Annotated in this window: 32 protein-coding genes and 8 tRNA genes; 34 read left to right on the top strand and 6 right to left on the bottom strand. The window is 37.5% G+C overall.

Annotation, left to right across the window (positions count from 1 at the left end; translation table 11 throughout):
* Positions 1–18: 18 nt before the first annotated feature.
* The 5 genes from DYE60_RS08075 (at position 19) to xerC (ending at position 5,196) form a co-directional block, all read left to right on the top strand.
* A complete protein-coding gene (locus DYE60_RS08075) occupies positions 19–1,761 on the top strand; it encodes a chloride channel protein (RefSeq protein ID WP_115316095.1) in 1,743 nt (580 codons plus the stop codon).
* A 115-nt stretch (positions 1,762–1,876) separates the two neighbouring features.
* Positions 1,877–2,467 (top strand): aminoacyl-tRNA hydrolase, encoded by a 591-nt coding sequence (gene pth, locus DYE60_RS08070; protein ID WP_115316094.1) that lies wholly within the window; start codon positions 1,877–1,879, stop codon positions 2,465–2,467.
* Positions 2,468–2,514: 47 nt separating this feature from the next.
* On the top strand, positions 2,515–3,606 hold the full coding sequence (gene ychF / locus DYE60_RS08065; RefSeq protein WP_115316093.1) for a redox-regulated ATPase YchF: 1,092 nt from the start codon (positions 2,515–2,517) through the stop codon (positions 3,604–3,606).
* 154 nt (positions 3,607–3,760) lie between these two features.
* Positions 3,761–4,102 carry a hypothetical protein gene (locus DYE60_RS10235; protein WP_172460390.1) on the top strand — a complete coding sequence of 114 codons (342 nt, stop codon included), beginning with the start codon at positions 3,761–3,763 and terminating at the stop codon, positions 4,100–4,102.
* 179 nt (positions 4,103–4,281) lie between these two features.
* Entirely contained in the window at positions 4,282–5,196 is a 915-nt protein-coding gene (gene xerC, locus DYE60_RS08055; protein ID WP_115316091.1) for a tyrosine recombinase XerC, read from the top strand.
* Between the two features lie 30 nt (positions 5,197–5,226).
* Here the strand turns inward: xerC and aroQ are convergent, their stop codons facing one another.
* Genes aroQ through coaA form a run of 3 tightly spaced genes read right to left on the bottom strand, consistent with a single transcriptional unit; the run spans position 5,227 to position 7,536 of the window.
* Complete coding sequence (aroQ, locus tag DYE60_RS08050) at positions 5,227–5,664, bottom strand: type II 3-dehydroquinate dehydratase (protein WP_115316090.1); 438 nt, start codon at positions 5,662–5,664, stop codon at positions 5,227–5,229.
* Between the two features lies 1 nt (position 5,665).
* Positions 5,666–6,550, bottom strand: a complete 885-nt coding sequence (gene prmA, locus DYE60_RS08045) for a 50S ribosomal protein L11 methyltransferase (RefSeq protein WP_115316089.1) — start codon at positions 6,548–6,550, stop codon at positions 5,666–5,668.
* Positions 6,551–6,597: 47 nt separating this feature from the next.
* Positions 6,598–7,536 carry a type I pantothenate kinase gene (gene coaA / locus DYE60_RS08040; RefSeq protein WP_115316088.1) on the bottom strand — a complete coding sequence of 313 codons (939 nt, stop codon included), beginning with the start codon at positions 7,534–7,536 and terminating at the stop codon, positions 6,598–6,600.
* Positions 7,537–7,766: 230 nt separating this feature from the next.
* Here coaA and DYE60_RS08035 point away from each other — a divergent pair.
* The 27 genes from DYE60_RS08035 (at position 7,767) to nrdG (ending at position 23,035) form a co-directional block, all read left to right on the top strand.
* Positions 7,767–7,842, top strand: a tRNA-Thr gene (locus tag DYE60_RS08035).
* Positions 7,843–7,873: 31 nt separating this feature from the next.
* Positions 7,874–7,958, top strand: a tRNA-Tyr gene (locus DYE60_RS08030).
* A gap of 38 nt (positions 7,959–7,996) precedes the next feature.
* Positions 7,997–8,071, top strand: a tRNA-Gly gene (locus DYE60_RS08025).
* Positions 8,072–8,076: 5 nt separating this feature from the next.
* Positions 8,077–8,152: transfer RNA gene (locus DYE60_RS08020), tRNA-Thr, on the top strand.
* Positions 8,153–8,268: 116 nt separating this feature from the next.
* Entirely contained in the window at positions 8,269–9,453 is a 1,185-nt protein-coding gene (tuf, locus tag DYE60_RS08015) for an elongation factor Tu (protein WP_115316087.1), read from the top strand.
* A 188-nt stretch (positions 9,454–9,641) separates the two neighbouring features.
* Positions 9,642–10,307: a RadC family protein gene (gene radC / locus DYE60_RS08010; protein WP_115316086.1), complete on the top strand. Its 666-nt coding sequence runs from the start codon at positions 9,642–9,644 to the stop codon at positions 10,305–10,307.
* 165 nt (positions 10,308–10,472) lie between these two features.
* Positions 10,473–10,709, top strand: a complete 237-nt coding sequence (gene rpmB, locus DYE60_RS08005; RefSeq protein ID WP_078238985.1) for a 50S ribosomal protein L28 — start codon at positions 10,473–10,475, stop codon at positions 10,707–10,709.
* 11 nt (positions 10,710–10,720) lie between these two features.
* On the top strand, positions 10,721–10,891 hold the full coding sequence (gene rpmG, locus DYE60_RS08000; protein ID WP_090921417.1) for a 50S ribosomal protein L33: 171 nt from the start codon (positions 10,721–10,723) through the stop codon (positions 10,889–10,891).
* 684 nt (positions 10,892–11,575) lie between these two features.
* The gene (rplN, locus tag DYE60_RS07995; protein ID WP_115316085.1) at positions 11,576–11,947 is read left to right on the top strand and encodes a 50S ribosomal protein L14; all 372 of its coding nucleotides are present in this window, start codon (positions 11,576–11,578) and stop codon (positions 11,945–11,947) included.
* A 10-nt stretch (positions 11,948–11,957) separates the two neighbouring features.
* A complete protein-coding gene (rplX, locus tag DYE60_RS07990) occupies positions 11,958–12,269 on the top strand; it encodes a 50S ribosomal protein L24 (protein WP_115316084.1) in 312 nt (103 codons plus the stop codon).
* 17 nt (positions 12,270–12,286) lie between these two features.
* Complete coding sequence (rplE, locus tag DYE60_RS07985; protein ID WP_115316083.1) at positions 12,287–12,826, top strand: 50S ribosomal protein L5; 540 nt, start codon at positions 12,287–12,289, stop codon at positions 12,824–12,826.
* An 11-nt stretch (positions 12,827–12,837) separates the two neighbouring features.
* Positions 12,838–13,143: a 30S ribosomal protein S14 gene (gene rpsN, locus DYE60_RS07980; protein ID WP_115316082.1), complete on the top strand. Its 306-nt coding sequence runs from the start codon at positions 12,838–12,840 to the stop codon at positions 13,141–13,143.
* A gap of 36 nt (positions 13,144–13,179) precedes the next feature.
* Positions 13,180–13,572 carry a 30S ribosomal protein S8 gene (gene rpsH / locus DYE60_RS07975; RefSeq protein ID WP_115316081.1) on the top strand — a complete coding sequence of 131 codons (393 nt, stop codon included), beginning with the start codon at positions 13,180–13,182 and terminating at the stop codon, positions 13,570–13,572.
* 15 nt (positions 13,573–13,587) lie between these two features.
* Complete coding sequence (rplF, locus tag DYE60_RS07970) at positions 13,588–14,121, top strand: 50S ribosomal protein L6 (RefSeq protein ID WP_115316080.1); 534 nt, start codon at positions 13,588–13,590, stop codon at positions 14,119–14,121.
* A gap of 12 nt (positions 14,122–14,133) precedes the next feature.
* The gene (gene rplR / locus DYE60_RS07965) at positions 14,134–14,487 is read left to right on the top strand and encodes a 50S ribosomal protein L18 (RefSeq protein WP_115316079.1); all 354 of its coding nucleotides are present in this window, start codon (positions 14,134–14,136) and stop codon (positions 14,485–14,487) included.
* A gap of 14 nt (positions 14,488–14,501) precedes the next feature.
* Positions 14,502–15,002, top strand: coding sequence for a 30S ribosomal protein S5 (rpsE, locus tag DYE60_RS07960; protein ID WP_115316078.1), 501 nt, complete (start codon positions 14,502–14,504; stop codon positions 15,000–15,002).
* Positions 15,003–15,008: 6 nt separating this feature from the next.
* Positions 15,009–15,188, top strand: a complete 180-nt coding sequence (gene rpmD / locus DYE60_RS07955; protein ID WP_115316077.1) for a 50S ribosomal protein L30 — start codon at positions 15,009–15,011, stop codon at positions 15,186–15,188.
* A gap of 4 nt (positions 15,189–15,192) precedes the next feature.
* Entirely contained in the window at positions 15,193–15,627 is a 435-nt protein-coding gene (rplO, locus tag DYE60_RS07950) for a 50S ribosomal protein L15 (RefSeq protein WP_115316076.1), read from the top strand.
* Positions 15,628–15,630: 3 nt separating this feature from the next.
* Positions 15,631–16,953: a preprotein translocase subunit SecY gene (secY, locus tag DYE60_RS07945; RefSeq protein WP_115316075.1), complete on the top strand. Its 1,323-nt coding sequence runs from the start codon at positions 15,631–15,633 to the stop codon at positions 16,951–16,953.
* 32 nt (positions 16,954–16,985) lie between these two features.
* Positions 16,986–17,099 carry a 50S ribosomal protein L36 gene (gene rpmJ, locus DYE60_RS07940; protein ID WP_090920061.1) on the top strand — a complete coding sequence of 38 codons (114 nt, stop codon included), beginning with the start codon at positions 16,986–16,988 and terminating at the stop codon, positions 17,097–17,099.
* A gap of 145 nt (positions 17,100–17,244) precedes the next feature.
* Positions 17,245–17,601, top strand: coding sequence for a 30S ribosomal protein S13 (rpsM, locus tag DYE60_RS07935; RefSeq protein ID WP_115316074.1), 357 nt, complete (start codon positions 17,245–17,247; stop codon positions 17,599–17,601).
* A 15-nt stretch (positions 17,602–17,616) separates the two neighbouring features.
* A complete protein-coding gene (rpsK, locus tag DYE60_RS07930; RefSeq protein WP_115316073.1) occupies positions 17,617–18,006 on the top strand; it encodes a 30S ribosomal protein S11 in 390 nt (129 codons plus the stop codon).
* 28 nt (positions 18,007–18,034) lie between these two features.
* Positions 18,035–18,661 (top strand): 30S ribosomal protein S4, encoded by a 627-nt coding sequence (gene rpsD / locus DYE60_RS07925; protein ID WP_115316072.1) that lies wholly within the window; start codon positions 18,035–18,037, stop codon positions 18,659–18,661.
* Positions 18,662–18,696: 35 nt separating this feature from the next.
* Positions 18,697–19,686, top strand: coding sequence for a DNA-directed RNA polymerase subunit alpha (locus DYE60_RS07920; RefSeq protein WP_115316071.1), 990 nt, complete (start codon positions 18,697–18,699; stop codon positions 19,684–19,686).
* Between the two features lie 33 nt (positions 19,687–19,719).
* On the top strand, positions 19,720–20,103 hold the full coding sequence (rplQ, locus tag DYE60_RS07915; RefSeq protein ID WP_115316070.1) for a 50S ribosomal protein L17: 384 nt from the start codon (positions 19,720–19,722) through the stop codon (positions 20,101–20,103).
* A 291-nt stretch (positions 20,104–20,394) separates the two neighbouring features.
* Complete coding sequence (gene nrdD / locus DYE60_RS07910; RefSeq protein ID WP_115316069.1) at positions 20,395–22,521, top strand: anaerobic ribonucleoside-triphosphate reductase; 2,127 nt, start codon at positions 20,395–20,397, stop codon at positions 22,519–22,521.
* Between the two features lie 49 nt (positions 22,522–22,570).
* On the top strand, positions 22,571–23,035 hold the full coding sequence (nrdG, locus tag DYE60_RS07905) for an anaerobic ribonucleoside-triphosphate reductase-activating protein (RefSeq protein ID WP_115316068.1): 465 nt from the start codon (positions 22,571–22,573) through the stop codon (positions 23,033–23,035).
* Positions 23,036–23,166: 131 nt separating this feature from the next.
* Here nrdG and DYE60_RS07900 read toward each other — a convergent pair.
* The 3 genes from DYE60_RS07900 to DYE60_RS07890 all read right to left on the bottom strand — a co-directional run bounded on the left by DYE60_RS07900 (position 23,167) and on the right by DYE60_RS07890 (position 23,565).
* Positions 23,167–23,242 (bottom strand) — tRNA-Val (locus tag DYE60_RS07900).
* Between the two features lie 119 nt (positions 23,243–23,361).
* Positions 23,362–23,437: transfer RNA gene (locus DYE60_RS07895), tRNA-Val, on the bottom strand.
* 52 nt (positions 23,438–23,489) lie between these two features.
* A tRNA-Val gene (locus DYE60_RS07890) sits at positions 23,490–23,565 on the bottom strand.
* A 171-nt stretch (positions 23,566–23,736) separates the two neighbouring features.
* Here DYE60_RS07890 and gltX point away from each other — a divergent pair.
* Positions 23,737–25,179 (top strand): glutamate--tRNA ligase, encoded by a 1,443-nt coding sequence (gene gltX, locus DYE60_RS07885; RefSeq protein WP_115316067.1) that lies wholly within the window; start codon positions 23,737–23,739, stop codon positions 25,177–25,179.
* A 64-nt stretch (positions 25,180–25,243) separates the two neighbouring features.
* A tRNA-Ala gene (locus tag DYE60_RS07880) sits at positions 25,244–25,319 on the top strand.
* Positions 25,320–25,336 lie beyond the last annotated feature (17 nt).

Genomic DNA, 25,336 nt, shown 5'->3' with positions numbered 1-25,336 from the left:
TTTCATTTTTTACACATTATGTTTAATGATTTTAGATTAAATAAACAAGATGTTTTTCACAGTATTGGCGTGATTATTTACGCCATTATACTGGGCGTTGTGGTGGCATTGATTGCCGCTGCCTATGAAAAAAGTTTCCACTTATTAGCTAATTATTGGCAGAAGGATAACCACTTACTTGCATTTATCCCCCAGTGGTTGCTTTTTGCTTTAGGGCCTATCATTGCTTGCCCTATTCTCTATTATATTCTGCAAAAAATTCCTGAACATCGTCAGCATAGTCCAACAGATTTGATTTCTGCGATCCATACTCGAAACGGTGAAATAGACGCAAAATCCTCTTTGTTTTCAACCTTTGCCTCAATTTTTTCTATCGGTTTTGGTTTTTCCGTTGGCTATTATTCCCCAACGGTTCAGCTTGGCAGTGGGGCTGGGGCATTATTTCATAAATTAAGTGGCGTTCGTCCGATACATCGTTATATCAGCATTGGTTGTGGGGCGGCGGCAGCGATTGCAGCGATTTTTCACTCGCCACTTGGTGCCGTTATTTTTGTGCACGAAGTTTTATTACGCTTTTTTTCTATTCGAGCCTTCGCACCTATTACAATCTCAGCCGTAACGGGTTATGTGGTGAGCAGTAAACTCTTCGATAAAGCGATTTTTTTCAATTTACCTAGCCACTATTCATTTAGCGTTAGCACCTATTTTATCGCCGCACTCGGGGGAATTATCGCCGCATTTATCGGTATTATGCAAATTCGCCACATAATGTGGGTGCAACGTTTTAACGCTAAAATCAAACTAGGAATGTTTTATCAACTGCTCATTGCAGGTGTTTTAACCTCTCTCATTATCGCAAATGTGCCAGAAGCTGCGGGCAGTAGTTTAAACGTAATGAATGCTTTAGTGACAGGGCATAACTATACCTTAATTGCATTATTTATTATTTTTATGGCGAAAGGGGCGGCAACCGTACTCACTTTTGGTTTTGGCATACCAGGTGGGATTTTTGGACCGACGATTTTTACAGGGGCGGCACTTGGCGGCTTAATTGCGGGGGCGGTGCAATTACTTTTCCCCTCACTTTATTTCTCCTCTGATATCATCATTATTACGACGATGGCTGCGATGATTTCTGCGGTTATCGGTGCGCCTATTGCAATGATTTTAATCACATTAGAAATCACAGGAGATTTTCAAATTGCCAGTGTGGTAATGCTTGCTGTGGTAATGGCGAATATTACTGCTTATCGCTTTATGGGAACCTCGTCCTTCTTTGATTTACAGCTTAAAGCACGTGGTTTAGATTTAGATCACGGACGAGATCGCCTTTATACTGAAACCCACAGCATCAATAATATTATCTCACAGGATTATTTAGCCATAATCAACACCACTGATTTAGACACCGCCGAACAGCAAATGTTATCGAGTTACAAAAATGTTGCCTGTGTGATTGACGAACATAATTACCTTGTAGGGCAAATTCGTTTGGTGGATATTGAGCTTTCTCGCCATACACCACAAGATCAAGCTACGCTTACTGTCGCGGATATTACCCAAAATAACCCCGAATTTGTTTACCGAGCCTCATCAATTTGGCGAGCAATGGAAACAATGCCACAAAATCATATCAATTTTATCCCCGTGCTAGACGGTGAAAATAACCCTAAATTGATCGGCGTGGTTTACAGCAACGACTTAATGTCTCACTACCTGAATTTCTTAAACCAACTACGCAATGAAGAAAATGTGGTTTAGCAAGCGGTAAAAAAATTTTTAAAATTTGCAAAAAATAATATAAATCAAATCACCTTGTTAAAATCCCCTATTTTCCATACAATATACCTTTGTTTGATTATTCAAAGAGAATGCTGTGTCAAAAATTAAATTGATTGTTGGTTTAGCGAACCCAGGGGCAAAGTACGAAGGTACTCGTCACAACGCAGGGGAATGGTTGGTCAGTGAGCTTGCACGTTTATTTAATACAAGTTTAAAAGAAGAAAATAAATTTTTTGGAAAAGTGGCGAAGATCAATACTTCACAAGGCGAAGTACGCTTGCTTGTGCCAACCACTTTTATGAATTTAAGTGGTAAAGCGGTTGGGGCGTTAGCGAATTTTTATCGTATTCAACCCGAAGAAATTTTAGTGGCACACGATGAACTTGATTTGCCTTGTGGCGTCGCAAAAATCAAGCAAGGTGGTGGACACGGTGGGCATAACGGTTTGAAAGATATTATTGCGAGTTTAGGCAATAGCAAAAACTTCTACCGTGTGCGAATTGGGATCGATCATCCGGGTGATAAAAATATGGTGTCTAATTATGTGTTAGGCAAACCATCGCCAAGCGATCAAAAGTTAATTGATGAAGCCGTTGATGAGGCAACTCGAGCGGTAGAAATTTTATTTAAAGACGGCGTAGAAAAAGCGATGAACCGTTTAAATGGGTTTAAAGCAACGCCGTAAATAGCGGTCAGATTTTAGTAAAAATTTACAAAAAGTAAGGAAAAATTATGGGATTTAAGTGTGGGATTGTCGGTCTTCCAAATGTAGGAAAATCAACCCTTTTTAACGCATTAACAAAAGCAGGTATTGAGGCGGCAAACTATCCGTTTTGTACTATTGAACCAAATACCGGTGTTGTACCGATGCCAGATCCACGCTTAGATGCGTTGGCTGAAATTGTAAAACCACAGCGTACATTACCAACTACAATGGAATTTGTGGATATCGCAGGTTTAGTGGCTGGGGCGAGTAAAGGCGAAGGGTTAGGAAATAAATTCTTAGCAAATATTCGTGAAACAGACGCAATCGGACACGTTGTGCGTTGTTTTGAAAATGATGATATTGTTCACGTTGCAGGAAAAATCGATCCAGCGGAAGATATTGAAATCATCAATACTGAATTAGCGTTAGCTGATTTAGAAAGCTGTGAGCGTGCGATTCAACGTTTAAACAAACGTGCTAAAGGTGGTGATAAAGACGCACAATTTGAATTATCAATTATGCAAAAAATCTTACCTGTGGTGTCAGAGGCGGGAATGATCCGTAGCATTGATTTAGACAAAGATGAGCTGTTTGCGATCAAAGGTTATAACTTCTTAACCTTAAAACCAACGATGTATATCGCAAACGTGAACGAAGACGGTTTTGAAAATAACCCTTATTTAGATAAAGTACGTGAAATCGCAGCCAAAGAAAACGCGGTTGTTGTACCTGTTTGTGCAGCGATTGAATCTGAGATTGCAGAGCTTGAAGATGATGAGCGTGATGAATTCTTAGCAGATTTAGGCATTGAAGAATCAGGCTTAGACCGTGTGATTCGAGCAGGTTATAAATTGCTAAATTTACAAACTTATTTCACTGCAGGCGTAAAAGAAGTACGTGCGTGGACAGTGGCAGTGGGTGCAACTGCTCCAAAAGCAGCCGCGGTTATCCACACCGACTTTGAAAAAGGCTTTATTCGTGCCGAAGTGGTTGCTTACGAAGACTTTATTCAATACAAAGGCGAAAACGGTGCCAAAGAGGCAGGTAAATGGCGTTTAGAAGGGAAAGAATATATCGTGCAAGACGGCGATGTAATGCACTTCCGTTTTAATGTTTAAATTTATTTTTAACCGATAAAGTATGAGCAATGCTGTTAGTGATAAAACTTTATTAAAAACCAAAAGGAATTATGTGATACTCACTTATATATTAGCTATATTGAGTATTGCTAATTTTTTGATAAGTTTTTTGTATGGCTTTCCGATTAGGATAGTGTTAATTCCAACAGTGATTGCTCTATTTATTGCCTATGCAAAATTAGATGAAAAAAATAAAACAATCTATGATAATCATTTAGATTATTTAATAAGAACTTTTTTGATTGTTTTTTGCATGGCTTTTCTTATTTTTATTTATTTTTGTATTACAATTTTACTTTCTCTTCAAAGTCTTTATGTTGATAATTACTGGGAGAATTTTTTATTATCTCTTCCTATTTTTATAACTCCTGTTTTTACAATTTCGTGTGTACTTTGGTGTATCATTCGAATATTAAACGGAATGATTAAACTTTATAAACAAAAAGATATAAATCCGATGACTTGGTTTATTTAAGCGGTCAAATTTTTTTAAGGTTTTGCAAAAATTTAATGTAGGGGCGGATTAAGAGAGCAACGCGAACGCATATCCGCCCGATAAATAGACAAGAGAGCGGGCGGATATGCACTTCGTTTAATCCTCCCCTACATTTTAATCATTAGATTTTGCGTATTGATTTCAATGTGGTTTATAAAATGCCAAACAAACTCCAAATTCAACAATTACTCGCTGAAACCCAACCTTATTGGGATTTTTTGCGTATTGAACGTCAGGCAAGCGAGCATACCATTAAAAATTATCAACGTCAGCTTAAAGCGATTACAGAATTATTGGTGCAAGCAGAAATTACCAAATGGCAGGACGTTGAGCCTAGTACGGTGCGTTGGATTTTAACCCAAAGCCATAAAGCAGAATTAAGTGCCAAAAGTATCAGTTTGCGTCTTTCCGCATTACGTCAATTTTTTAGCTATTTGATTAGCGTTGGTAAAATGACCGTCAATCCAGCACAGGGGATCAAAGCCCCAAAACAACCGAAACATTTACCTAAAAATATTGATGCGGAGCAACTTAGCCATTTGCTTGATACCACACCACAAACGCCAAATGATTGGCGGGATTTAGCGATGATGGAGTTGATGTATAGCTCTGGACTACGTTTAAGCGAGCTACAAACGATAGATTTAGGTGATATTGATTTGAATGCAAGGGAAGTGCGAGTGTTGGGTAAAGGAAGCAAAGAGCGAATTTTACCTGTTGGTTCAAAAGCGATAGAAGTATTGCAACAATGGTTGGTACAACGTCTTAACTATCAACCTAAAGATAATGCGTTGTTTTTAAATCAGCGTGGCGAACGTATTTCGGTACGATCCATTCAGCTGATTATGAAAAAATGGGGACAAAAACAAGGCTTAGATACCCATTTGCACCCCCATAAATTACGCCACTCTTTCGCCACACAAATGCTTGAAGGTAGTGGAGATTTGCGTGCGGTGCAAGAGTTATTAGGGCATAGTAGCTTATCCACCACACAAATTTATACCCATTTAGATTTTCAACATCTTGCAACAGTCTATGACGCGACGCATCCACGCTCTAAGCGTAAAAAATAAGCTGATATTTAGTATCAGCTTATTATTAACTTATGGATTTAATTTTGTTGTAGCAAAATCTAAGGCATATTCATAGCTTTTTGCTCCGCAGCCACAAATGACCGCTTGTGCGATATCACTAAAATAAGAGTGATGGCGAAATGGTTCGCGAGAATGTACATTCGACAAATGAATTTCCACAAAAGGAATCGCCACAGCAAGCAGAGCATCTCGTAAAGCAACACTGGTGTGTGTAAAGGCGGCTGGATTAAATAGGATAAAATCCACTTTTTCAAAACTCTGATGAATGCGATCGATTAACGCTTCTTCGCTATTTGCTTGAAAGCAATCAAGTGCCACACCTTTTTGTTGTGCTAAATGTTGCAGATTTTTTTCAATGTCAGTAAGGGTTAGCGAGCCATAAATTTCAGGCTCACGTTTTCCTAACATATTCAAATTTGGACCATTTAATAAAAGGATTTTTTTCATTTTACCCTCTTTTAATACCTGTAATGCGACACCATTCTTCTTTTTCTGCTACAGGATCTAATTGATAATCTTGCTGATATGCCTCACAAACTGATTCCGCTTGAGTGGTTAAAATCCCTGAAAGCCCTAATAGACCTTGTGGCTTCACTAAGTTAATAATCAATGGAGCAAGCTCTTTTAATGGACCTGCAAGAATATTGGCAACGACGACGTCAGCTTGTAAATCTTGTGGTTGATCTTCTGGCAAATATAATTCCAATTTATCCGAAACACCATTTTGTTCTGCATTCATTTTACTTGCCGTGATTGCTTGTGGATCAATATCAATCCCAATTACTGATTTAGCCCCTAATTTTAAGGCAGCAATCGCTAAAATACCTGAACCACAACCAAAATCAATCACTGTTTTGCCTTCTAAATCTAGGCTGTCTAACCAACGTAAACACAATTCTGTGGTTGGGTGTGTACCTGTTCCGAAAGCTAAACCAGGATCAAGCATCACATTTACCGCATTTGGATCAGGCACTTCACGCCAGCTTGGACAAATCCATAAACGCTCGCCGAATTGCATTGGATGGAAGTTATCCATCCATTCACGTTCCCAATCTTTATCTTCAATTTGTTCGATTTTATAGGCAAAATCAGGCTCGATAATGCCACTTTGTTGTAGAGCAGTGATGATTGGTTTCATCTCCATTTCTGCGTCAAATAATGCCACCACATCGGTATTGCCCCATAAACGCGTTTCACCGGGTAAAGGTTCAAAAATAGGGGTGTCTTGGCTATCCATATAAGTGATAGATACCGCACCCCATTCTTCAAAAAACTCACTGATTTGCTCTGCTTTATCGTCTGTACTATTTAAGCGAATTTGAATCCACGCCATTTTATTATTCCTTTTATTTTTGTAAATTTTAGTAAAAAAGTGACCGCTTACTTACGTAATTTTACGGTTTCTACTTGATGATTGATGCCTTTTGTCAAAATAAGATTTGCTCTTTCTCGTGTTGGTAAGATATTTTTATGTAAATTTAAGCCGTTGATTTCATCCCATATTCTTGATGCTGTTTCAATGGCTTCTTTTTCTGATAATTGAGAGTAGTGATGAAAATAAGAATTTGGATCCGCAAATGCCCCACGTCGGAATTTTAAAAAGCGATTGACGTACCATTCTTTTAAATATTTTTCATCAGCGTCCACATAAATAGAGAAGTCCACTAAATCTGAAACAAAGACGTTATTTGATTTTATCCCTGTTTGTAGCACGTTTAGCCCTTCTAAAATGAGAATATCAGGTTGATCCACTGTTTCAAAAGTATCAGGAATAATATCATAGGTAAGGTGCGAATAAACTGGGGCTGTAACCTTAGGTTTGCCTGATTTTACGTCAGAGACAAACTGAATTAAGCGTTGTGTATCATAAGATTCTGGAAACCCTTTTTTGTTTAAAAGATTTTTTTCTGTTAATTTTGCAAGAGGGTATAAAAAACCATCAGTTGTAACAAGTGAAACCTTTCTTTCTTGAGGCCATTGAGAGAGAAGTGCTTGTAAGATACGAGCTGAGGTACTTTTGCCTACTGAAACACTTCCAGCAAGGCTAATGATATAAGGAAACTTCTGTGATTCGACACCAAGAAAACGATGTAGTACTGCCTGACGCTGAATATTTTCATCAATGTAGTAATTGATTAAACGTGCTAAGGGCAAATAGATTGTACTCACCTCAGTTAAAGAAAGATCTTCATCAAAACCGAGTAAGGGTTTTAAATCTTGTTCTGTTAATTTTAGGGGAACGGATTTTCTTAATTCAGCCCATTGCTGGCGATTAAAAGTTAAAAAGGGAGTCAAATTGTTGGTTTCTTTTGAATACATAATTTTTTGTTATAAAAAAGTCTGTGTTAAATTGTATATTTAATAAGATTTAAAAGAAAGAATATTACAGAATAAAAGGGGCAAATTTATCAAAAAAGCCAAAAAATAGTCAAAAATTCAACATTTGGTTTATTAAATCAGCAAAAGATCAAAAAAATAGAAAATTTTTAAAAAAAACACTTGCACACTTTTTTAAAATTCCTATAATACGCACCACTTGCTTACGCAATGCCGACTTAGCTCAGTAGGTAGAGCAACTGACTTGTAATCAGTAGGTCACCAGTTCGATTCCGGTAGTCGGCACCATTTAATTCTGTAAACAAGTATCTTTAATCGTGGAGGGGTTCCCGAGCGGCCAAAGGGGGCAGACTGTAAATCTGTTGGCTCAGCCTTCGAAGGTTCGAATCCTTCTCCCTCCACCATTTCTATTTACGCTAATAGGACAGATAAATTTTACGATGCGGGCATCGTATAGTGGCTATTACCTCAGCCTTCCAAGCTGATGACGCGGGTTCGATTCCCGCTGCCCGCTCCAGTGTCGCTGATATGGCTCAGTTGGTAGAGCACACCCTTGGTAAGGGTGAGGTCGGCGGTTCAAATCCGCCTATCAGCACCATCTTCTTTTTACTTTCCTTATTTTAGTGTTATAATAGAAACTCAGCGAATTTATTTTTATTTGGTTAATGTGGTAACTACCATTGTAACCGTGTTTGTTTTTAGAGGGACTTTATAATGTCTAAACAAAAATTTGAACGTACAAAACCGCACGTAAACGTGGGAACAATCGGCCACGTTGACCACGGTAAAACAACTTTAACTGCTGCAATCACAGCAGTACTTTCTAAACAGTTTGGTGGAGAAAAACGCGATTTTTCACAAATCGATAACGCACCAGAAGAAAAAGCACGTGGTATTACTATCAATACTTCACACGTTGAATATGATACAGAAACTCGTCACTATGCACACGTTGACTGTCCAGGACACGCGGACTATGTGAAAAACATGATCACAGGTGCTGCACAAATGGACGGAGCAATCTTAGTAGTAGCTGCAACAGATGGTCCAATGCCACAAACACGTGAGCACATCTTATTAGGTCGCCAAGTAGGTGTTCCTTACATCATCGTATTCTTAAACAAATGTGATATGGTAGATGATGAAGAATTATTAGAATTAGTTGAAATGGAAGTTCGTGAACTTCTTTCAGACTATGACTTCCCAGGTGATGATACACCAATCGTTCGTGGTTCAGCGTTAAAAGCGTTAGAAGGCGAAGCAGAGTGGGAAGAAAAAATCTTAGAATTAGCAGCACACTTAGACAGCTACATTCCAGAGCCAGAGCGTGCAATTGACCAACCATTCTTATTACCAATTGAAGATGTATTCTCAATTTCAGGTCGTGGTACAGTAGTAACAGGTCGTGTTGAGCGTGGTATCATCCGTACTGGTGATGAAGTAGAAATCGTTGGTATCAAAGAAACAACAAAAACAGTTGTAACTGGTGTTGAAATGTTCCGTAAATTACTAGACGAAGGTCGTGCTGGTGAGAACGTAGGTGCATTATTACGTGGTACAAAACGTGAAGAAATCGAACGTGGTCAAGTACTTGCTAAACCAGGTTCAATCACACCACACACAGACTTCACATCAGAAGTTTACGTATTAAGCAAAGATGAAGGTGGTCGTCACACTCCATTCTTCAAAGGTTACCGTCCACAGTTCTACTTCCGTACAACTGACGTAACTGGTACAATCGAATTACCAGAAGGCGTAGAAATGGTAATGCCAGGTGATAACATCCAAATGGTAGTAAGCCTAATTCACCCAATCGCGATGGACGAAGGTTTACGCTTCGCAATTCGTGAAGGTGGACGTACAGTAGGTGCGGGTGTTGTTGCTAAAATTATTAAATAATTAGATTATTTAATTAAAGCAAAATGCTAGGAAAAGGCGTGTCGAAAGATACGCCTTTTTTCATATTTAAAATAATCTATTCTTATTTCTATTTTGCGATCACGATCGATAAATCATAGCTTTTCTTTTGTACCTTTTTATTATCAATATTATTCTTTGTTATATAAAATATTTTAAGGTAATAAAAGATGGAATATATAGAAGAGCTAATGCCTCGAGAAAAATTATTGAAATTTGGTGCAGAGTCTTTAAGTGATGTAGAGTTAGTGGCTATTTTTTTAAGAACAGGCATTAAAGGAGTTCCTGTAATGCAATTATCAGCTGAGGTATTAGATAATTTTGGATCATTAAGGGGGCTGCTTGCTGCTAATTTAACAGAATTTTGCCATATCAAAGGATTAGGACAAACCCAATTTATTCAGTTACAAGCAACTAAAGAAATGACTAAGCGTTATTTGAATCAAAAAATAAAACTTTCTGATGTGGTTAGCGATCCTATAATGGCTATTCTATATTTTCAATCAGAGCTTGAAAGCTGTGAGCGAGAAGTTTTTATGGTTATTTTTTTAGATAATCAACACCAAGTTATCAAGTCTGAAAAAATGTTTTATGGTACAATAAATCAAGCAACAGTTTATCCTAGAGAAGTGGTAAAAGAGGCATTAAAATGTAATGCGGCAGCGATTATTCTTGCACACAATCATCCTTCTGGAAATTGCACACCTAGCCAATCAGATTATAGCTTAACGGATAAAATTAAATTAGCATGTGACTTAGTAGATATTCGTCTTATAGATCATATTATTGTAGGTAAAGGGGATTATTTCTCTTTTGAGGAGGAAAAATCCACTTAAAACGTGAACAATACTTGAATACAATACATAAACAAAGTATAATCGCGATTCTTTATAGTAGTCTGTGGATTGGGTGTATGCCTGACGAGGTAACAAAAATATATTGTATGTTTTTGATACCCGAACCATTTAACTTAAGCTTAAGTAAATTATTGGAGAATAACAATGTCTAGAGTCTGTCAAGTAACAGGCAAGCGTCCTGCAGTGGGAAACAACCGCTCACACGCAATGAATGCGACTCGTCGTCGTTTCTTACCAAACCTTCACACTCATCGTTTTTGGGTTGAGAGTGAAAAACGTTTCGTAACTTTACGCTTAACAGCGAAAGGTATGCGTATTATTGATAAAAAAGGCATCGATGCAGTGTTAGCTGATATTCGTGCTCGTGGCGAAAAAATCTAAGGAGCTAAACAATGGCAGCTAAAGGTAATCGTGAAAAAATCAAGTTAGTATCAAGTGCTGAAACAGGTCACTTCTATACTACTGATAAAAATAAACGTAATATGCCAGGCAAAATGGAGATCAAAAAATACGATCCTGTTGTGCGTAAACACGTTATGTATAAAGAAGCAAAAATTAAATAATTTGTTTTATAATTAGAATTTAGTTTCTTATAAAAGACCTAGTACAATGTATTAGGTCTTTTTTTTATTTGCCCTCCAATAACTGTTTAGCTATTTGATAAGCGGTTATTTTTTATCAAAAATTTACACTATCCTTTTTCTTAAATGTTGAAAATTATAAGAACTATATTTTTTGATAATTTAATTCCTTAAATTGATTTTGAGTTGGAAGCAAATACTAAAAGAAAGAAAATATCTTACTAGCTTAATAATAGAGATGGGAAAAGGACGCTTATTTCAAATGATAGTACCATTGTTATCTGGCTAGTAGCGCTAAGTAGCATGAGCTAAAAAGCAGGATAACAGCTAGTAAAATAATAATGAAGGTAAACTTAGGTATTTGTTAGGCTAATAGAAAAGATGTAGCTTGATATTTGATATTGCAGTAGTAGAAACTGTTTTATAAGGATCATTGAAAATTTGGCTATTTATTTTTGTATTAGGGAAGTAATACTCTATTAGTATTGTTTTCATTTTGTATTTCTTTGAAATTAGCTTAAAAGCTAAGCGGTCATATTCTCAATACTTTTTGCAAATTTAGGTTGTTATTAGTTCAAAACTAATGCTATAATGCACCACCTTATCCTATTTGTGGGATAAGTTTTCGTCCCGAAAGGGTTTTTTTTAATTTAGCGGAGCACTAATATGATCCAAGAACAGACTATGCTTGATGTTGCTGATAATTCAGGAGCTCGCCGCGTAATGTGTATCAAGGTTCTAGGTGGATCGCACCGTCGTTACGCTGCAGTAGGTGACATCATTAAAATTACCGTAAAAGAAGCAATTCCTCGTGGTAAAGTAAAAAAAGGTGATGTGTTAAAAGCAGTTGTGGTGCGCACCAAGAAGGGTGTTCGTCGCCCAGATGGCGCAGTTATTCGCTTCGATGGTAATGCTTGTGTATTATTAAATAATACAACAGAGCAACCTGTCGGTACTCGTATTTTTGGTCCTGTGACTCGTGAACTTCGTTCAGAGAAGTTTATGAAGATCATCTCTTTAGCACCAGAAGTACTGTAAGGAGAATAAAATGGCTGCAAAAATCCGTCAAAATGATGAAGTTATTGTTCTTACCGGAAAAGATAAAGGTAAGCGTGGTAAGGTAACAAAAGTGTTACCAAACGGTAAAGTATTTGTTGAAGGGATCAATATGATCACTAAACACGAAAAACCAGTCCCAGCTTTAAACAAAGAGGGTGGTATCGTGAAAAAAGAAGCTGCAATTGAAGTATCAAATGTTGCTATCTTTAATCCAACAACAAATAAAGCTGACCGTGTAGGTTTTAGATTCGAAGATGGCAAAAAAGTGCGTTTCTTCAAATCTAATAATGAAATTATTTAACTAATTGGAGTAATGTGATGGCGAAACTGCATGATTATTACAGAGAACAAGTAGTTAATGAATTGAAAGAAAAATTCAACTACTCGTCTGTCATGCAAGTCCCACGAATCGAAAAGATAACCCTGAATATGGGTGTGGGTGAAGCATTGACCGATAAAAAATTGTTAGAGAATGCGGTAGCAGATCTAACAGCAATTAGCGGTCAAAAACCTTTAATTACTAAAGCTCGCAAATCAGTTGCAGGCTTTAAAATCCGTCAGGGATATCCAATCGGATGTAAAGTGACCCTACGTGGTGAACGTATGTGGGAATTCTTTGAAAGATTGATTACGATTGCTGTTCCTCGTGTTCGAGATTTCCGTGGTTTAAGTGCGAAATCTTTCGATGGACGTGGTAATTACAGTATGGGTGTTCGTGAACAAATCATTTTCCCAGAAATTGATTATGATAAAGTTGATCGTGTACGTGGTTTAGATATCACTATCACTACAACTGCGAATAATGATGAAGAAGGTCAAGCGTTATTAGCTGCCTTTAATTTCCCATTCCGTAAATAAGGTAGGTTATCGTGGCAAAAAAATCAATGATTGCACGTGATGTTAAACGTGCTAAATTAGCTGAGAAATTCTACGCAAAACGTCAAGAATTAAAAGATATTATTTCTAATATCAATACTTCTGATGAAGAGCGTTGGGATGCAGTATTAAAATTACAAGGTCTTCCTCGTGATTCTAGTACAAGCCGTCAGCGTAACCGTTGTCGCCAAACTGGTCGTCCTCACGGAGTACTTCGCAAGTTTGGTTTAAGCCGTATTAAGGTTCGTGAAGCAGCAATGCGTGGAGAAATCCCAGGCCTTAAAAAAGCTAGTTGGTAATCACCTCTTTTATATTGGAATCATGGGAGTAAATACATGAGCATGCAAGATCCAATCGCAGATATGCTAACTCGTATTCGTAACGGGCAAGCTGCGAACAAAGTTGCTATCAGTATGCCTTCATCCAAGCTAAAAGTTGCTATTGCTAACGTTTTGGCTGAAGAAGGTTTTGTTGAGAGCTTCAAAATTTTAGAAGGCGTTAAGCCTGAATTGGAAATCACTTTAAAATATTTCCAAAATAAACCAGTTGTAGAAAAAATTCAACGTGTGAGTCGTCCAGGTCTTCGTATTTACAAACGTAAAGACGAATTGCCAAAAGTAATGGGTGGCTTAGGTATCGCTGTTGTTTCTACATCAAAAGGTGTTATGACTGACCGTGCTGCTCGTAAAGCAGGATTGGGCGGTGAAATCATCTGTTATGTAGCTTAATAAGGGGTAGGAAGAATGTCTCGTGTCGCAAAAGCACCTGTTAATATTCCTGCCGGCGTTGAGGTAAAACTTGACGGACAGTTATTAACAGTGAAAGGAAAAAATGGTGAATTGTCTCGTACAATTCACAATGCAGTTGAAGTAAACCAAGATGCTGGCGTATTAACATTTGTACCAAGAGAAGGTATTGTTAATGCAAATGCACAAGCTGGTACTGCTAGAGCATTAGTTAATGCTATGGTTATCGGTGTTACAGAAGGCTTTACTAAAAAATTGCAATTAGTGGGTGTTGGTTATAGAGCACAAGTAAAAGGTAACACTGTTGCACTTAGCTTAGGTTTCTCACATCCGGTTGATCATCAGTTGCCTGAAGGTGTAACAGCTGAATGTCCATCACAGACAGAAATTATTCTGAAAAGTGCAGACAAACAGTTAGTTGGCCAAGTTGCCGCTGATATTCGTGCATATCGCCGTCCTGAGCCTTACAAAGGTAAAGGTGTACGTTACTCTGATGAAGTAGTACGTACAAAAGAGGCTAAGAAAAAGTAAGGTAGGGTAACTATGGATAAGAAAACAGCTCGTATCCGTCGTGCCAGCCGTGCACGTCATTTAATGAGAGAGCAAGGTGCAACCCGTTTGGTTGTATATCGTACACCTCGCCATATTTATGCGCAGGTAATTGCACCTAATGGCTCAGAAGTACTAGCAGCAGCTTCAACTGTTGAAAAAGTAATTAAAGAGCAAGTAAAATATACTGGAAACAAAGACGCAGCAGTAGTAGTTGGTAAACTAGTCGCTGAGCGTGCGTTAGAGAAAGGTATTAAAGCGGTTGCATTTGATCGTTCTGGTTTTAAATACCACGGTCGTGTGCAATCATTGGCAGACGCTGCTCGTGAAGCTGGTCTTCAGTTCTAATAGAGGAATTTGAGATGTCAAACATCGAAAAACAAGCTGGTGAACTGCAGGAAAAGCTAATCGCGGTTAACCGTGTATCAAAAACCGTAAAAGGTGGTCGTATTATGAGTTTCACTGCTTTAACAGTAGTGGGCGATGGTAACGGTCGTGTAGGTTTTGGTTACGGAAAAGCACGTGAAGTTCCAGCAGCAATCCAAAAAGCGATGGAAAAAGCCCGTCGCAATATGATCAATGTAGCTTTAAATGAAGGTACATTACAACACCCTGTTAAAGGTTCTCATACTGGTTCTCGTGTATTTATGCAACCAGCAAGCGAAGGTACAGGTATCATCGCAGGTGGTGCAATGCGTGCAGTATTAGAAGTCGCAGGTGTTCATAACGTACTTTCTAAAGCGTATGGTTCAACAAACCCAATTAATGTTGTTCGTGCAACTATTGATGCTTTAGAAAACATGAAATCTCCAGAAATGGTTGCCGCTAAACGTGGTAAAACTGTTGAAGAAATTTTGGGGTAATTGAATATGGCAAAAACAATTAAAGTAACTCAAACTCGTAGCTCAATCGCTCGTTTACCGAAGCATAAAGCAACGTTAAAAGGTTTAGGCCTTCGTCATATTCGACACACAGTGGAACTAGAAGACACTCCATCAATTCGTGGAATGATCAACCAAGTTTCATATATGGTTAAAGTTGAGGAGTAATAGAATGCGTTTAAACTCTCTATCTCCAGCAGAAGGTTCTAAACATAGCAGTAAACGTTTAGGTCGTGGTATCGGTTCTGGTTTAGGAAAAACTGGTGGCCGTGGTCACAAAGGGCAAAAATCTCGTACTGGTGGCGGTGTTCGTCGTGGGTTCGAAGGTGGTCAAATGCCTTTATACCGTCGTTTACCAAAATTTGGTTTTACATCATTAAAATCTTTACGTACTGCTGAAATTCGTTTAGATGAATTGGTAAAAGTAGAAGGTGATGTTGTAACATTAGACACACTTAAAGCTGCTAATTTAGTAACAAAAGATATTTTAGCTGCAAAAGTAATTTTGTCAGGTAAAATTGAAAAAGCAGTAACAGTTAAAGGTTTACGTATCACTAAAGGTGCAAAAGCTGCTATTGAAGCTGCTGGCGGTTCAATCGAGGAATAATCAATGGCAAAGCAACCAGGATATCAAGGAAATAACATACAAAAGGGATCTGGTGAATTAAAATCTAGACTATTATTTGTTTTCTTTGCACTAGTAGTTTTTAGAATCGGATCTTTTATTCCTGTTCCTGGTATTGATGCTTCTGTTTTATCCGAATTAATTCAACAACAACAAGGTACCATCATTGACATGTTTAACATGTTCTCTGGTGGTGCGTTGAGTAGAGCATCTATTTTTGCATTAGGTATAATGCCTTATATCTCTGCTTCAATTATTATTCAATTATTAACTGCCATTCATCCGGCGTTAGCTGAGTTGAAGAAAGAGGGAGCAGCAGGACAACGCAAAATTAGTAAATATACAAGATACTCTACTCTTTTATTAGCATTTATTCAGTCTGTTGGTATTTCATTTGCTTTACCAAACATGATTCATGGGCTTGTACCTAATCCTGATATGCTGTTTTATATTACAGCAGTTATTAGCTTAGTGACAGGTACTATGTTCTTAATGTGGTTAGGTGAACAGATTACAGAGCGTGGTATTGGAAATGGAATTTCTTTAATTATCTTAGCGGGAATCGTTGCTGGATTACCAGGCACTATAGGACAGACAGTAGAACAGGCTCGTCAAGGTGAAATATCCTTAATAGTTCTACTTTTAATTGCAGTTGTTGCTTTTGCAGTAACATATTTTGTTGTGTTTGTTGAGCGTGGACAAAGAAGAATCGTAGTAAATTATGCAAGTCGTCAACAAGGAAGAATGATGATGCCTGCGAAATCTTCTCATTTACCGTTAAAAGTAAATATGGCTGGTGTAATTCCAGCTATCTTTGCATCAAGTATTATTCTTTTTCCTGCAACTGTTGTACAGTGGTTTGGTGAAAATGAAGGTTTTGAATGGTTGTCTGATATTTCATTATTATTACAACCGGGTCAGCCATTATATATTGTATTATTTACAGTGGCTGTAATATTCTTTGCTTTCTTTTATACTAGTATGCAAAATAATCCACGTGATATCGCGGATAATTTGAAAAAATCAGGTGCGTTTGTACCAGGTTATAGACCAGGTGAACAAACATCTCGTCATATTGACAAAGTAATGACTCGAATCACGATGATTGGTGGTTTGTATATTGCATTTGTTTGTTTGGTTCCTTATATCGTAACGTCATTGTGGAAAGTGCCATTTAATTTAGGTGGTACATCGCTATTGATTGTTGTGGTAGTAATTATGGATTTTATTGCACAGGTTCAAAGTCATTTAATGTCTTTACAATATGATTCTGTGTTGAAAAAAGCCAATTTGAAAGGTTCAAGATAATAACTCTTGCCTTAAAAAAGAAAGGATAAGCAATGAAAGTTCGTGCTTCAGTTAAGAAATTATGCCGTAATTGCCGTATTGTTAGACGTTCAGGTGTGGTTCGAGTAATTTGTTCTGAACCTAAACACAAGCAACGTCAAGGTTAATTAAGCATTATTTCTTGCAAAAAATCAGCTGAGTGGTTATACTACTCAGCTCATTTAGACCTGATATACTGTTTGAGTATCCTGAAACGGGCTTTTCAAGATCAGTATATCAATAAATTTTAATATTAAAAAATAGGAGTGCATAGTGGCCCGTATTGCAGGCATTAACATTCCTGATCAGAAACACACTGTAATCGCATTAACTGCTATTTACGGTATCGGTAAAACAAGAGCAAAAGAAATTTGTGCTTTAACAGGTATTGCCGAAGACGTTAAGATCAGAGAATTGTCTGAAGAGCAGATTGAAAAACTGCGTGAAGAAGTTGGTAAATTTACTGTTGAAGGTGATTTACGTCGTGAAGTAACTTTAAGCATCAAACGTCTTTTAGACTTAGGTTGTTACAGAGGTTTACGTCATCGTCGTAGCTTACCAGTACGTGGTCAACGTACTAAAACAAATGCGCGTACTCGTAAGGGTCCACGTAAACCGATCAAGAAATAGTCGGAGTAAATTATAATGGCTAAAACACCAGTTCGTACACGTAAACGTGTAAAAAAACAGATTGCAGATGGCGTAGCACATATCCACGCCTCTTTCAATAATACAATCGTAACTATTACTGACCGTCAAGGTAACGCTCTAGCTTGGGCTACTGCAGGTGGTTCAGGTTTCCGTGGTTCTCGTAAATCAACTCCATTTGCAGCGCAAGTTGCAGCTGAGCGTTGTGCTGAAACTGTTAAAGAGTTCGGTTTAAAGAATTTGGAAGTTATGGTTAAAGGTCCGGGTCCAGGTCGTGAATCAACAATCCGTGCATTAAGTGCAGCAGGATTTAAAATCACGAATATTACAGATGTGACTCCGATTCCTCATAACGGTTGTCGTCCACCTAAAAAACGTCGCGTTTAATTGACGTTAGGATAATTGGAGAAAGAAAATGGCAAGATATTTGGGTCCAAAGCTCAAGCTAAGCCGTCGTGAAGGTACTGACTTATTTTTAAAGTCAGGCGTTCGCACGATTGAATCAAAATGTAGAAATAGACTTGATGTAGCACCTGGACAGCATGGTGCACGTAAGGCACGTTTATCTGACTATGGTAGTCAGTTACGTGAAAAACAAAAAGTTCGCCGTATTTATGGTATTTTAGAACGTCAGTTCCGTAATTACTATAAAGAAGCTAATCGCTTAAAAGGTAATACCGGTGAGAACTTATTAGTATTATTAGAAGGTCGTTTAGATAACGTTGTTTACCGTATGGGTTTTGCAGCTACTCGTGCAGAAGCACGTCAGTTAGTGAGCCATAAATCTATCGTGGTAAACGGTCGAGTAGTAAATATTCCTTCTTATCAGGTTTCTGTTGATGATGTAGTTGCTGTTCGTGAGAAATCTAAGAAACAAGCTCGAATTAAAGCATCATTAGAATTAGCTACTCAAAGAGAAAAACCAACTTGGTTAGAAGTTGATGCAGCTAAAATGGAAGGCGTATTTAAACGTACTCCTGAGCGTTCAGATCTATCAGCAGATATTAACGAGAGTCTGATCGTTGAGCTTTACTCTAAATAATAGTTGATAAAGCTTAAAAGAAAAGAGAGGATAAAATGCAGGGTTCTGTGACAGAATTTTTAAAACCGCACTTAGTGAATATTGAGCAAGTTAGCTCAACTCACGCAAAAGTGACATTAGAGCCACTAGAACGTGGCTTTGGCCATACACTAGGGAATGCCCTTCGTCGTATCTTACTTTCTTCTATGCCAGGTTGTGCAGTGACAGAAGTTGAAATTGATGGTGTATTACATGAATACAGCAGCAAAGAAGGGGTTCAGGAAGATATTCTTGAAGTGTTACTAAATTTAAAAGGTTTAGCGGTAAAAGTGCAAAACAAAGATGATATTGTTTTGACACTAAATAAGTCTGGAATTGGCCCTGTTATTGCAGCCGACATTACTCACGATGGTGATGTAGAAATAGTAAACCCAGAACACGTGATCTGTCATTTAACAGATAAAGATGCGTCTATTAATATGCGTATTCGAGTACAACGTGGTCGTGGTTATGTACCGGCTTCTGCGAGAGTTCACTCTCAGAGTGATGATCGTCCAATTGGTCGTTTATTGGTTGATGCACGTTTTAGTCCTGTTGATCGTATTGCTTACAATGTGGAAGCAGCACGTGTGGAACAACGTACAGACTTAGATAAATTGATCATTGAAATGGAAACTAATGGAACATTAGATCCAGAAGAAGCTATTCGTCGCGCTGCAACAATTTTAGCAGAGCAATTAGCTGCATTCGTAGATTTACGTGATGTACGTCAACCTGAAGTGAAAGAAGAGAAACCGGAATTTGATCCAATCCTTCTTCGCCCTGTTGATGATTTAGAACTAACAGTTCGTTCAGCTAACTGCTTAAAAGCAGAGACAATTCACTATATCGGTGATTTAGTACAACGTACAGAAGTTGAGTTATTAAAAACACCTAATCTTGGTAAGAAATCACTTACAGAGATTAAGGATGTGCTGGCTTCTCGTGGCTTATCACTGGGTATGCGTCTTGAAAATTGGCCTCCAGCAAGTATTGCTGAAGACTAATTTCAGACATAGATTTCTAAGAAGGAATAAGGTATGCGTCATCGTAAGAGTGGCCGTCAACTAAATCGTAATAGCAGTCATCGCCAAGCGATGTTCCGCAATATGGCAGGTTCTTTAGTAAGTCATGAAATTATCAAGACTACTGTGCCTAAAGCAAAAGAATTACGTCGTGTAGTTGAACCATTAATTACTTTATCAAAAGTAGATAGCGTAGCAAATCGCCGTTTAGCATTTGCTCGTACACGTAACAAAGATGTTGTTGCAAAATTATTTAATGAATTAGGTCCACGTTTTAAAGAGCGTGCGGGTGGTTATACTCGTATCATGAAATGTGGTTTCCGTGCAGGTGATAACGCTCCAATGGCTTACATTGAGTTAGTTGATCGTCCAGAAGTTGCTGAAGCAGCTGCGGAATAAATAATTTAATTTTATAAACGTAAAGCCCGACATAGTAATATGTTGGGCTTTTTTTATAGCAAGCGGTTATTTTTGATTACAAATTTGCAAAAAGTAGCTAAAATTTTCTCTCTTATATAAGATTTAGCCTTTCTATTTTTCTCTCAATATTTACATTATTTACAAATTTCATCTTTGCTAGATCTGATAAGCCTTCCTAATTTGTCAAGCTCTTATTATCAATAAATTATATTGAAATGATAATTCTTGTTGCGGTATGATCACGCTTATTTGTCAAAGCGAGGATAGAAAATGAGTAATTTTATGGTAACAAAACGAGATGGTTCTCTGATAGAATTTGATATCACACGCATTATTACAGCAATAAAAAATGCTTCTAAAGCTGTTGGTATTGATGATGAGCATTATTGTCTAGCAATCAGTCAACAAATTAGTGGTAAGATTTTAAATGATTATCAGCAGGGGATCGATATCAATAGTATTCAAAATATTGTTGAAGACCATCTAATGCAGAGTTGTTACCCTCAGGTTGCTCGTGCTTATATTGAGTATCGTCACGATAGAGATATTGCTCGTGAAAAATGCTCTTTTTTAATGAAAGAGATAGAAGGGCTAATCGATCAAACTAACATTGCGGTATTAAATGAAAATGCTAATAAAGATGCTAAGATTATTCCTACCCAACGTGATTTATTAGCGGGTATTGTTGCAAAGCATTATGCACAACGTTATATCTTACCTCGTGATGTTGTAAATGCTCATAACAATGGGGAAATTCATTACCACGATTTAGATTATTCACCATTTTTCCCGATGTTTAACTGTATGTTGGTTGATTTAAAAGGAATGCTTGAAAATGGTTTTAAAATGGGTAATTCTGAAATCGATACACCACGTTCTATTGGTACAGCGACGGCAATTACCGCGCAAATTATAGCTCAAGTGGCGAGTCATATTTATGGTGGCACAACAATAAATCGTATTGATGAAGTCCTTTCGCCTTACGTTGAGAAAAGTTACCAAAAATTACTCAAAATAGCTGAAAAATACGCTATTCCTGATTCTGAAAATTATGCAAAAGAAATGATAGAGAAAGAGTGTTTTGATGCGTTTCAGTCCCTTGAATATGAGATCAATACACTACACACTGCAAATGGTCAGACGCCTTTTGTCACTTTAGGTTTTGGATTAGGAACAAGTTGGCAGGCACGTTTAATTCAAAAATCCATTTTAAAAAATCGTATTCGAGGTTTGGGTACAAATAATAAAACGCCTATTTTTCCTAAATTAGTTTTTACACTAAAACGTGGCTTAAATCTTGAAAATGGCGATCCTAATTATGATATCAAACAACTTGCTTTAGAGTGTGCTTCTAAACGAATGTATCCTGATATTCTCAATTATGATAAATTGATTGAAATCACAGGTTCATTTAAAGCACCAATGGGATGTCGTAGCTTTTTAAATCCTTATGAAGAAGATGGTGAACAAATTCATGATGGGCGTAATAATTTAGGCGTGGTGAGTATTAACTTACCTCGTATTGCATTAGAAGCTAAACAGAGTGAAGCGAAATTCTTTGAATTGCTTGATAAACGGTTATATATTGCGAAAAAAGCACTAATGACACGTATTGCTCGCCTTGAAAATACCAAAGCTCGTGTTGCTCCTATATTGTATATGGAAGGTGCTTGTGGCGTACGTTTGAAAGCGGAAGATAATGTCGCCCAATTATTCAAAAATGGGAGAGCTTCCATTTCTCTTGGTTATATTGGTATCCACGAAACAATCAATGCATTGTATGGCGATAAACATATTTATGATGATGAGATTTTACGTCAGAAGGGCTTAAAAATTGTGGAATATTTAAGTAATGCGACCAAACAATGGAAAGAAGAAACTGGCTACGCATTTAGTTTATATTCGACACCAAGTGAAAATTTATGCGATCGTTTCTGCCGTTTAGACGTGAAACAATTTGGTATTATTAAAGGCGTAACGGATAAAGGTTACTACACCAACAGCTATCATTTAGATGTTGAGAAAAAAGTGAATCCGTATGATAAATTAGATTTTGAAATGCCTTATCCTGCTCTCGCAAGTGGTGGTTTTATTTGTTATGGCGAATATCCGAATATTCAGCATAACTTAAAAGCATTAGAGGATGTTTGGGATTATAGCTATGATAGAGTGCCTTATTATGGGACGAATACGCCAATAGATGAATGCTATGAATGTGGGTTTAGTGGCGAATTTGAGTGTACCAGTAAAGGATTTACTTGCCCTAAATGTGGTAACCACGACAGTAATAAAGTCTCGGTCACTCGCCGAGTATGTGGTTATCTAGGTAGCCCAGATGCCCGCCCATTTAATGCGGGAAAACAAGAAGAAGTGAAACGTCGCGTGAAACATTTGTAAATTTTATCAAAAATTTGACCGCTTGTTAGAAAAATAGTTAAGTGAAAAGATGAATTATTTACAATATTATCCTGTTGATGTGGTAAATGGAGAGGGTACAAGATGTACCCTTTTTGTCAGTGGTTGCACTCATTATTGCAAAGGGTGTTACAATCAAAAAAGCTGGTCTTTTGATGCTGGAATTTTATTTGACAGTGAAATGGAGCAGCAAATTATCAATGATCTCAATGATTCCCGAATTAAACGTCAGGGGTTAACCCTTTCTGGTGGCGATCCTTTGCATCCAAGAAATATAGAAGTATTATTACCTTTGGTAAAACGCGTAAAATCAGAATGTAAAGGTAAAGATATTTGGGTTTGGACAGGCTATAAACTTGCTGAGTTAGATGAGTATCAACGTCAAATGCTGCCTTATATTGATGTACTAATTGATGGTAAATTTATTCAGGAGCAATCTGACCCAAGTTTAATTTGGCGAGGCTCAGCAAATCAAATTATTCATTATCTAAAATAATGAGAATATGCTCAAATAATGATGTCAGTATTGTAAGATATTAAGTCTGAGCCAGTATTTAGAATATAATTGTTAATTAACAGCAGGTTATTTAAATATAATATGAAATTAGGTGGATAAAATAAAAGAAGTGGTGGGCGATACCGGTCTCGAACCAGTGACCCCCTCCTTGTAAGGGAGGTGCTCTCCCAACTGAGCTAATCGCCCTTTTAACTTTAAATTTTACTAGTGTAAACCATAAAATTTAATTTTAAAGGTTTTCTTTAAATTAGGATATTTAAAGAATAATTTAGAACAAAAAGGCACTTTAATGTTGGTTAAAAAAGTGGTGGGCGATACCGGTCTCGAACCAGTGACCCCCTCCTTGTAAGGGAGGTGCTCTCCCAACTGAGCTAATCGCCCTTTTTAATTCTAAATTTTACAACAGTGGCACTTTAATGTTGGTTAAAAAAAGTGGTGGGCGATACCGGTCTCGAACCAGTGACCCCCTCCTTGTAAGGGAGGTGCTCTCCCAACTGAGCTAATCGCCCGCTGTTGTGGGGTAGAATTATAGAGAACTAATCCTGTCAGTCAATCAATTTTTGTAAAAAAAAGTCTATTTGTCGTAAAAATCATCAAAAATGCAAAGTTTTTACTATTATTCGTTATTTTGCGTAGTAGAATAGCGGGGTATTTTGTCCAAAACTTATAGGTTACTTAGAATGAAAATTGAAAATCTTTTTCCTTTTGATCCAAATGTGAAAGTGCGAACTCGTTTTGCACCAAGTCCAACTGGTTATTTACACGTGGGTGGTGCAAGAACAGCACTTTATTCTTGGCTTTATGCTAAGCATAATAATGGTGAATTTGTGCTTCGTATTGAAGATACGGATTTAGAACGCTCAACGCCAGAAGCAACAGCAGCTATTTTAGAAGGTATGGAATGGTTAAATTTAGCGTGGGAACACGGACCTTTCTACCAAACTAAGCGTTTTGATCGTTATAATCAGGTGATCGATCAAATGTTAGAGCAAGGATTAGCTTATCGTTGTTATTGCTCAAAAGAGCGTTTGGAAGAATTACGTGAAAACCAAGAAGCGAATAAAGAAAAACCTCGCTATGATAGACATTGTTTAAATGGGCATAATCATTCTGTTGATGAGCCACACGTTGTGCGTTTTAAAAATCCAACAGAAGGCTCAGTAGTATTTGACGATGCAGTACGTGGTACGATTGAAATTAAAAATAGTGAGCTAGATGATTTAATTATTCGCCGTACTGATGGTGCACCAACCTACAATTTCTGTGTAGTGGTTGATGACTGGGATATGGGAATTACCCACGTGGTGCGTGGCGAAGATCATATCAATAACACGCCTCGTCAAATCAATATTTTAAAAGCATTGAATGCACCAATACCAACTTATGCACACGTTTCAATGATTAACGGTGATGATGGTAAGAAATTATCAAAACGTCACGGTGCAGTGAGTGTAATGCAATACCGTGATGAAGGTTATTTACCAGAAGCGTTGGTAAACTATTTAGTGCGTTTAGGTTGGGGACACGGCGATCAGGAGGTGTTCTCTGTGGAAGAGATGATCAATTTATTTGAATTGGATCACGTGAGCAAATCAGCGAGTGCATTTAATACTAAAAAATTACAATGGTTAAACCAACATTATATTAAAACATTAGATCCTAGCTACGTGGCGACACATTTAGATTGGCATATGAAAGATCAAAATATTGATTATTCAAATGGTCCAAAATTAGAAGATGTGATCACTGCATTGGCAGAGCGTAGCGTAACGTTAAAAGAAATGGCAACCGCAAGTCGTTACTTCTTTGAAGATTTTAATGAATATGATGAAAAAGCAGCGAATAAAAATTTCAAACCAGCAGCGGTTGAGCCACTTGCAAAATTATTAGAAAAATTGACCGCTTTAGCTGAGTGGAATGTGGAGAATGTTCATATTGCAATGAATGAAACTGCAGCTGAACTTGAAGTAGGAATGGGCAAGGTTGGAATGCCATTCCGTCTTGCTGTTACTGGTTCAGGGCAGTCGCCTTCAATGGATTTAACTGCTTATTTAGTGGGTAAAGAACGCACACTCACTCGAATCCAAAAAGCGATTGCGTTTATTCAAGCTCAAAACAGTTAATTTTCTATTGACATAAAAAACGCTGAGTATTATTATTCTCGGCGTTTTCTTCTCAACAAAACGTGGGGACATAGCTCAGTTGGGAGAGCGCTTGAATGGCATTCAAGAGGTCGTCGGTTCGATCCCGATTGTCTCCACCAAATCTCTTTTTATCTCT

Source organism: Phocoenobacter uteri, from assembly GCF_900454895.1.
GTDB lineage: Bacteria > Pseudomonadota > Gammaproteobacteria > Enterobacterales > Pasteurellaceae > Phocoenobacter > Phocoenobacter uteri.
Note: the sequence above shows the minus strand (reverse complement) of the source record. Positions and strands in the feature narration are given on the sequence as shown.

Bases quoted from the DNA above. Each gene is read 5' to 3' on its own strand.
- DYE60_RS08075 (WP_115316095.1), top strand. From the start codon at position 19: ATGTTTAATGATTTTAGATTAAATAAACAAGATGTTTTTCACAGTATT.
- ychF (WP_115316093.1), top strand. From the start codon at position 2,515: ATGGGATTTAAGTGTGGGATTGTCGGTCTTCCAAATGTAGGAAAATCA.
- xerC (WP_115316091.1), top strand. From the start codon at position 4,282: ATGCCAAACAAACTCCAAATTCAACAATTACTCGCTGAAACCCAACCT.
- aroQ (WP_115316090.1), bottom strand. From the start codon at position 5,664: ATGAAAAAAATCCTTTTATTAAATGGTCCAAATTTGAATATGTTAGGA.
- prmA (WP_115316089.1), bottom strand. From the start codon at position 6,550: ATGGCGTGGATTCAAATTCGCTTAAATAGTACAGACGATAAAGCAGAG.
- coaA (WP_115316088.1), bottom strand. From the start codon at position 7,536: ATGTATTCAAAAGAAACCAACAATTTGACTCCCTTTTTAACTTTTAAT.
- tuf (WP_115316087.1), top strand. From the start codon at position 8,269: ATGTCTAAACAAAAATTTGAACGTACAAAACCGCACGTAAACGTGGGA.
- radC (WP_115316086.1), top strand. From the start codon at position 9,642: ATGGAATATATAGAAGAGCTAATGCCTCGAGAAAAATTATTGAAATTT.
- rpmB (WP_078238985.1), top strand. From the start codon at position 10,473: ATGTCTAGAGTCTGTCAAGTAACAGGCAAGCGTCCTGCAGTGGGAAAC.
- rpmG (WP_090921417.1), top strand. From the start codon at position 10,721: ATGGCAGCTAAAGGTAATCGTGAAAAAATCAAGTTAGTATCAAGTGCT.
- rplN (WP_115316085.1), top strand. From the start codon at position 11,576: ATGATCCAAGAACAGACTATGCTTGATGTTGCTGATAATTCAGGAGCT.
- rplX (WP_115316084.1), top strand. From the start codon at position 11,958: ATGGCTGCAAAAATCCGTCAAAATGATGAAGTTATTGTTCTTACCGGA.
- rplE (WP_115316083.1), top strand. From the start codon at position 12,287: ATGGCGAAACTGCATGATTATTACAGAGAACAAGTAGTTAATGAATTG.
- rpsH (WP_115316081.1), top strand. From the start codon at position 13,180: ATGAGCATGCAAGATCCAATCGCAGATATGCTAACTCGTATTCGTAAC.
- rplF (WP_115316080.1), top strand. From the start codon at position 13,588: ATGTCTCGTGTCGCAAAAGCACCTGTTAATATTCCTGCCGGCGTTGAG.
- rplR (WP_115316079.1), top strand. From the start codon at position 14,134: ATGGATAAGAAAACAGCTCGTATCCGTCGTGCCAGCCGTGCACGTCAT.
- rpsE (WP_115316078.1), top strand. From the start codon at position 14,502: ATGTCAAACATCGAAAAACAAGCTGGTGAACTGCAGGAAAAGCTAATC.
- rpmD (WP_115316077.1), top strand. From the start codon at position 15,009: ATGGCAAAAACAATTAAAGTAACTCAAACTCGTAGCTCAATCGCTCGT.
- rplO (WP_115316076.1), top strand. From the start codon at position 15,193: ATGCGTTTAAACTCTCTATCTCCAGCAGAAGGTTCTAAACATAGCAGT.
- secY (WP_115316075.1), top strand. From the start codon at position 15,631: ATGGCAAAGCAACCAGGATATCAAGGAAATAACATACAAAAGGGATCT.
- rpmJ (WP_090920061.1), top strand. From the start codon at position 16,986: ATGAAAGTTCGTGCTTCAGTTAAGAAATTATGCCGTAATTGCCGTATT.
- rpsK (WP_115316073.1), top strand. From the start codon at position 17,617: ATGGCTAAAACACCAGTTCGTACACGTAAACGTGTAAAAAAACAGATT.
- rpsD (WP_115316072.1), top strand. From the start codon at position 18,035: ATGGCAAGATATTTGGGTCCAAAGCTCAAGCTAAGCCGTCGTGAAGGT.
- DYE60_RS07920 (WP_115316071.1), top strand. From the start codon at position 18,697: ATGCAGGGTTCTGTGACAGAATTTTTAAAACCGCACTTAGTGAATATT.
- rplQ (WP_115316070.1), top strand. From the start codon at position 19,720: ATGCGTCATCGTAAGAGTGGCCGTCAACTAAATCGTAATAGCAGTCAT.
- nrdD (WP_115316069.1), top strand. From the start codon at position 20,395: ATGAGTAATTTTATGGTAACAAAACGAGATGGTTCTCTGATAGAATTT.
- nrdG (WP_115316068.1), top strand. From the start codon at position 22,571: ATGAATTATTTACAATATTATCCTGTTGATGTGGTAAATGGAGAGGGT.
- gltX (WP_115316067.1), top strand. From the start codon at position 23,737: ATGAAAATTGAAAATCTTTTTCCTTTTGATCCAAATGTGAAAGTGCGA.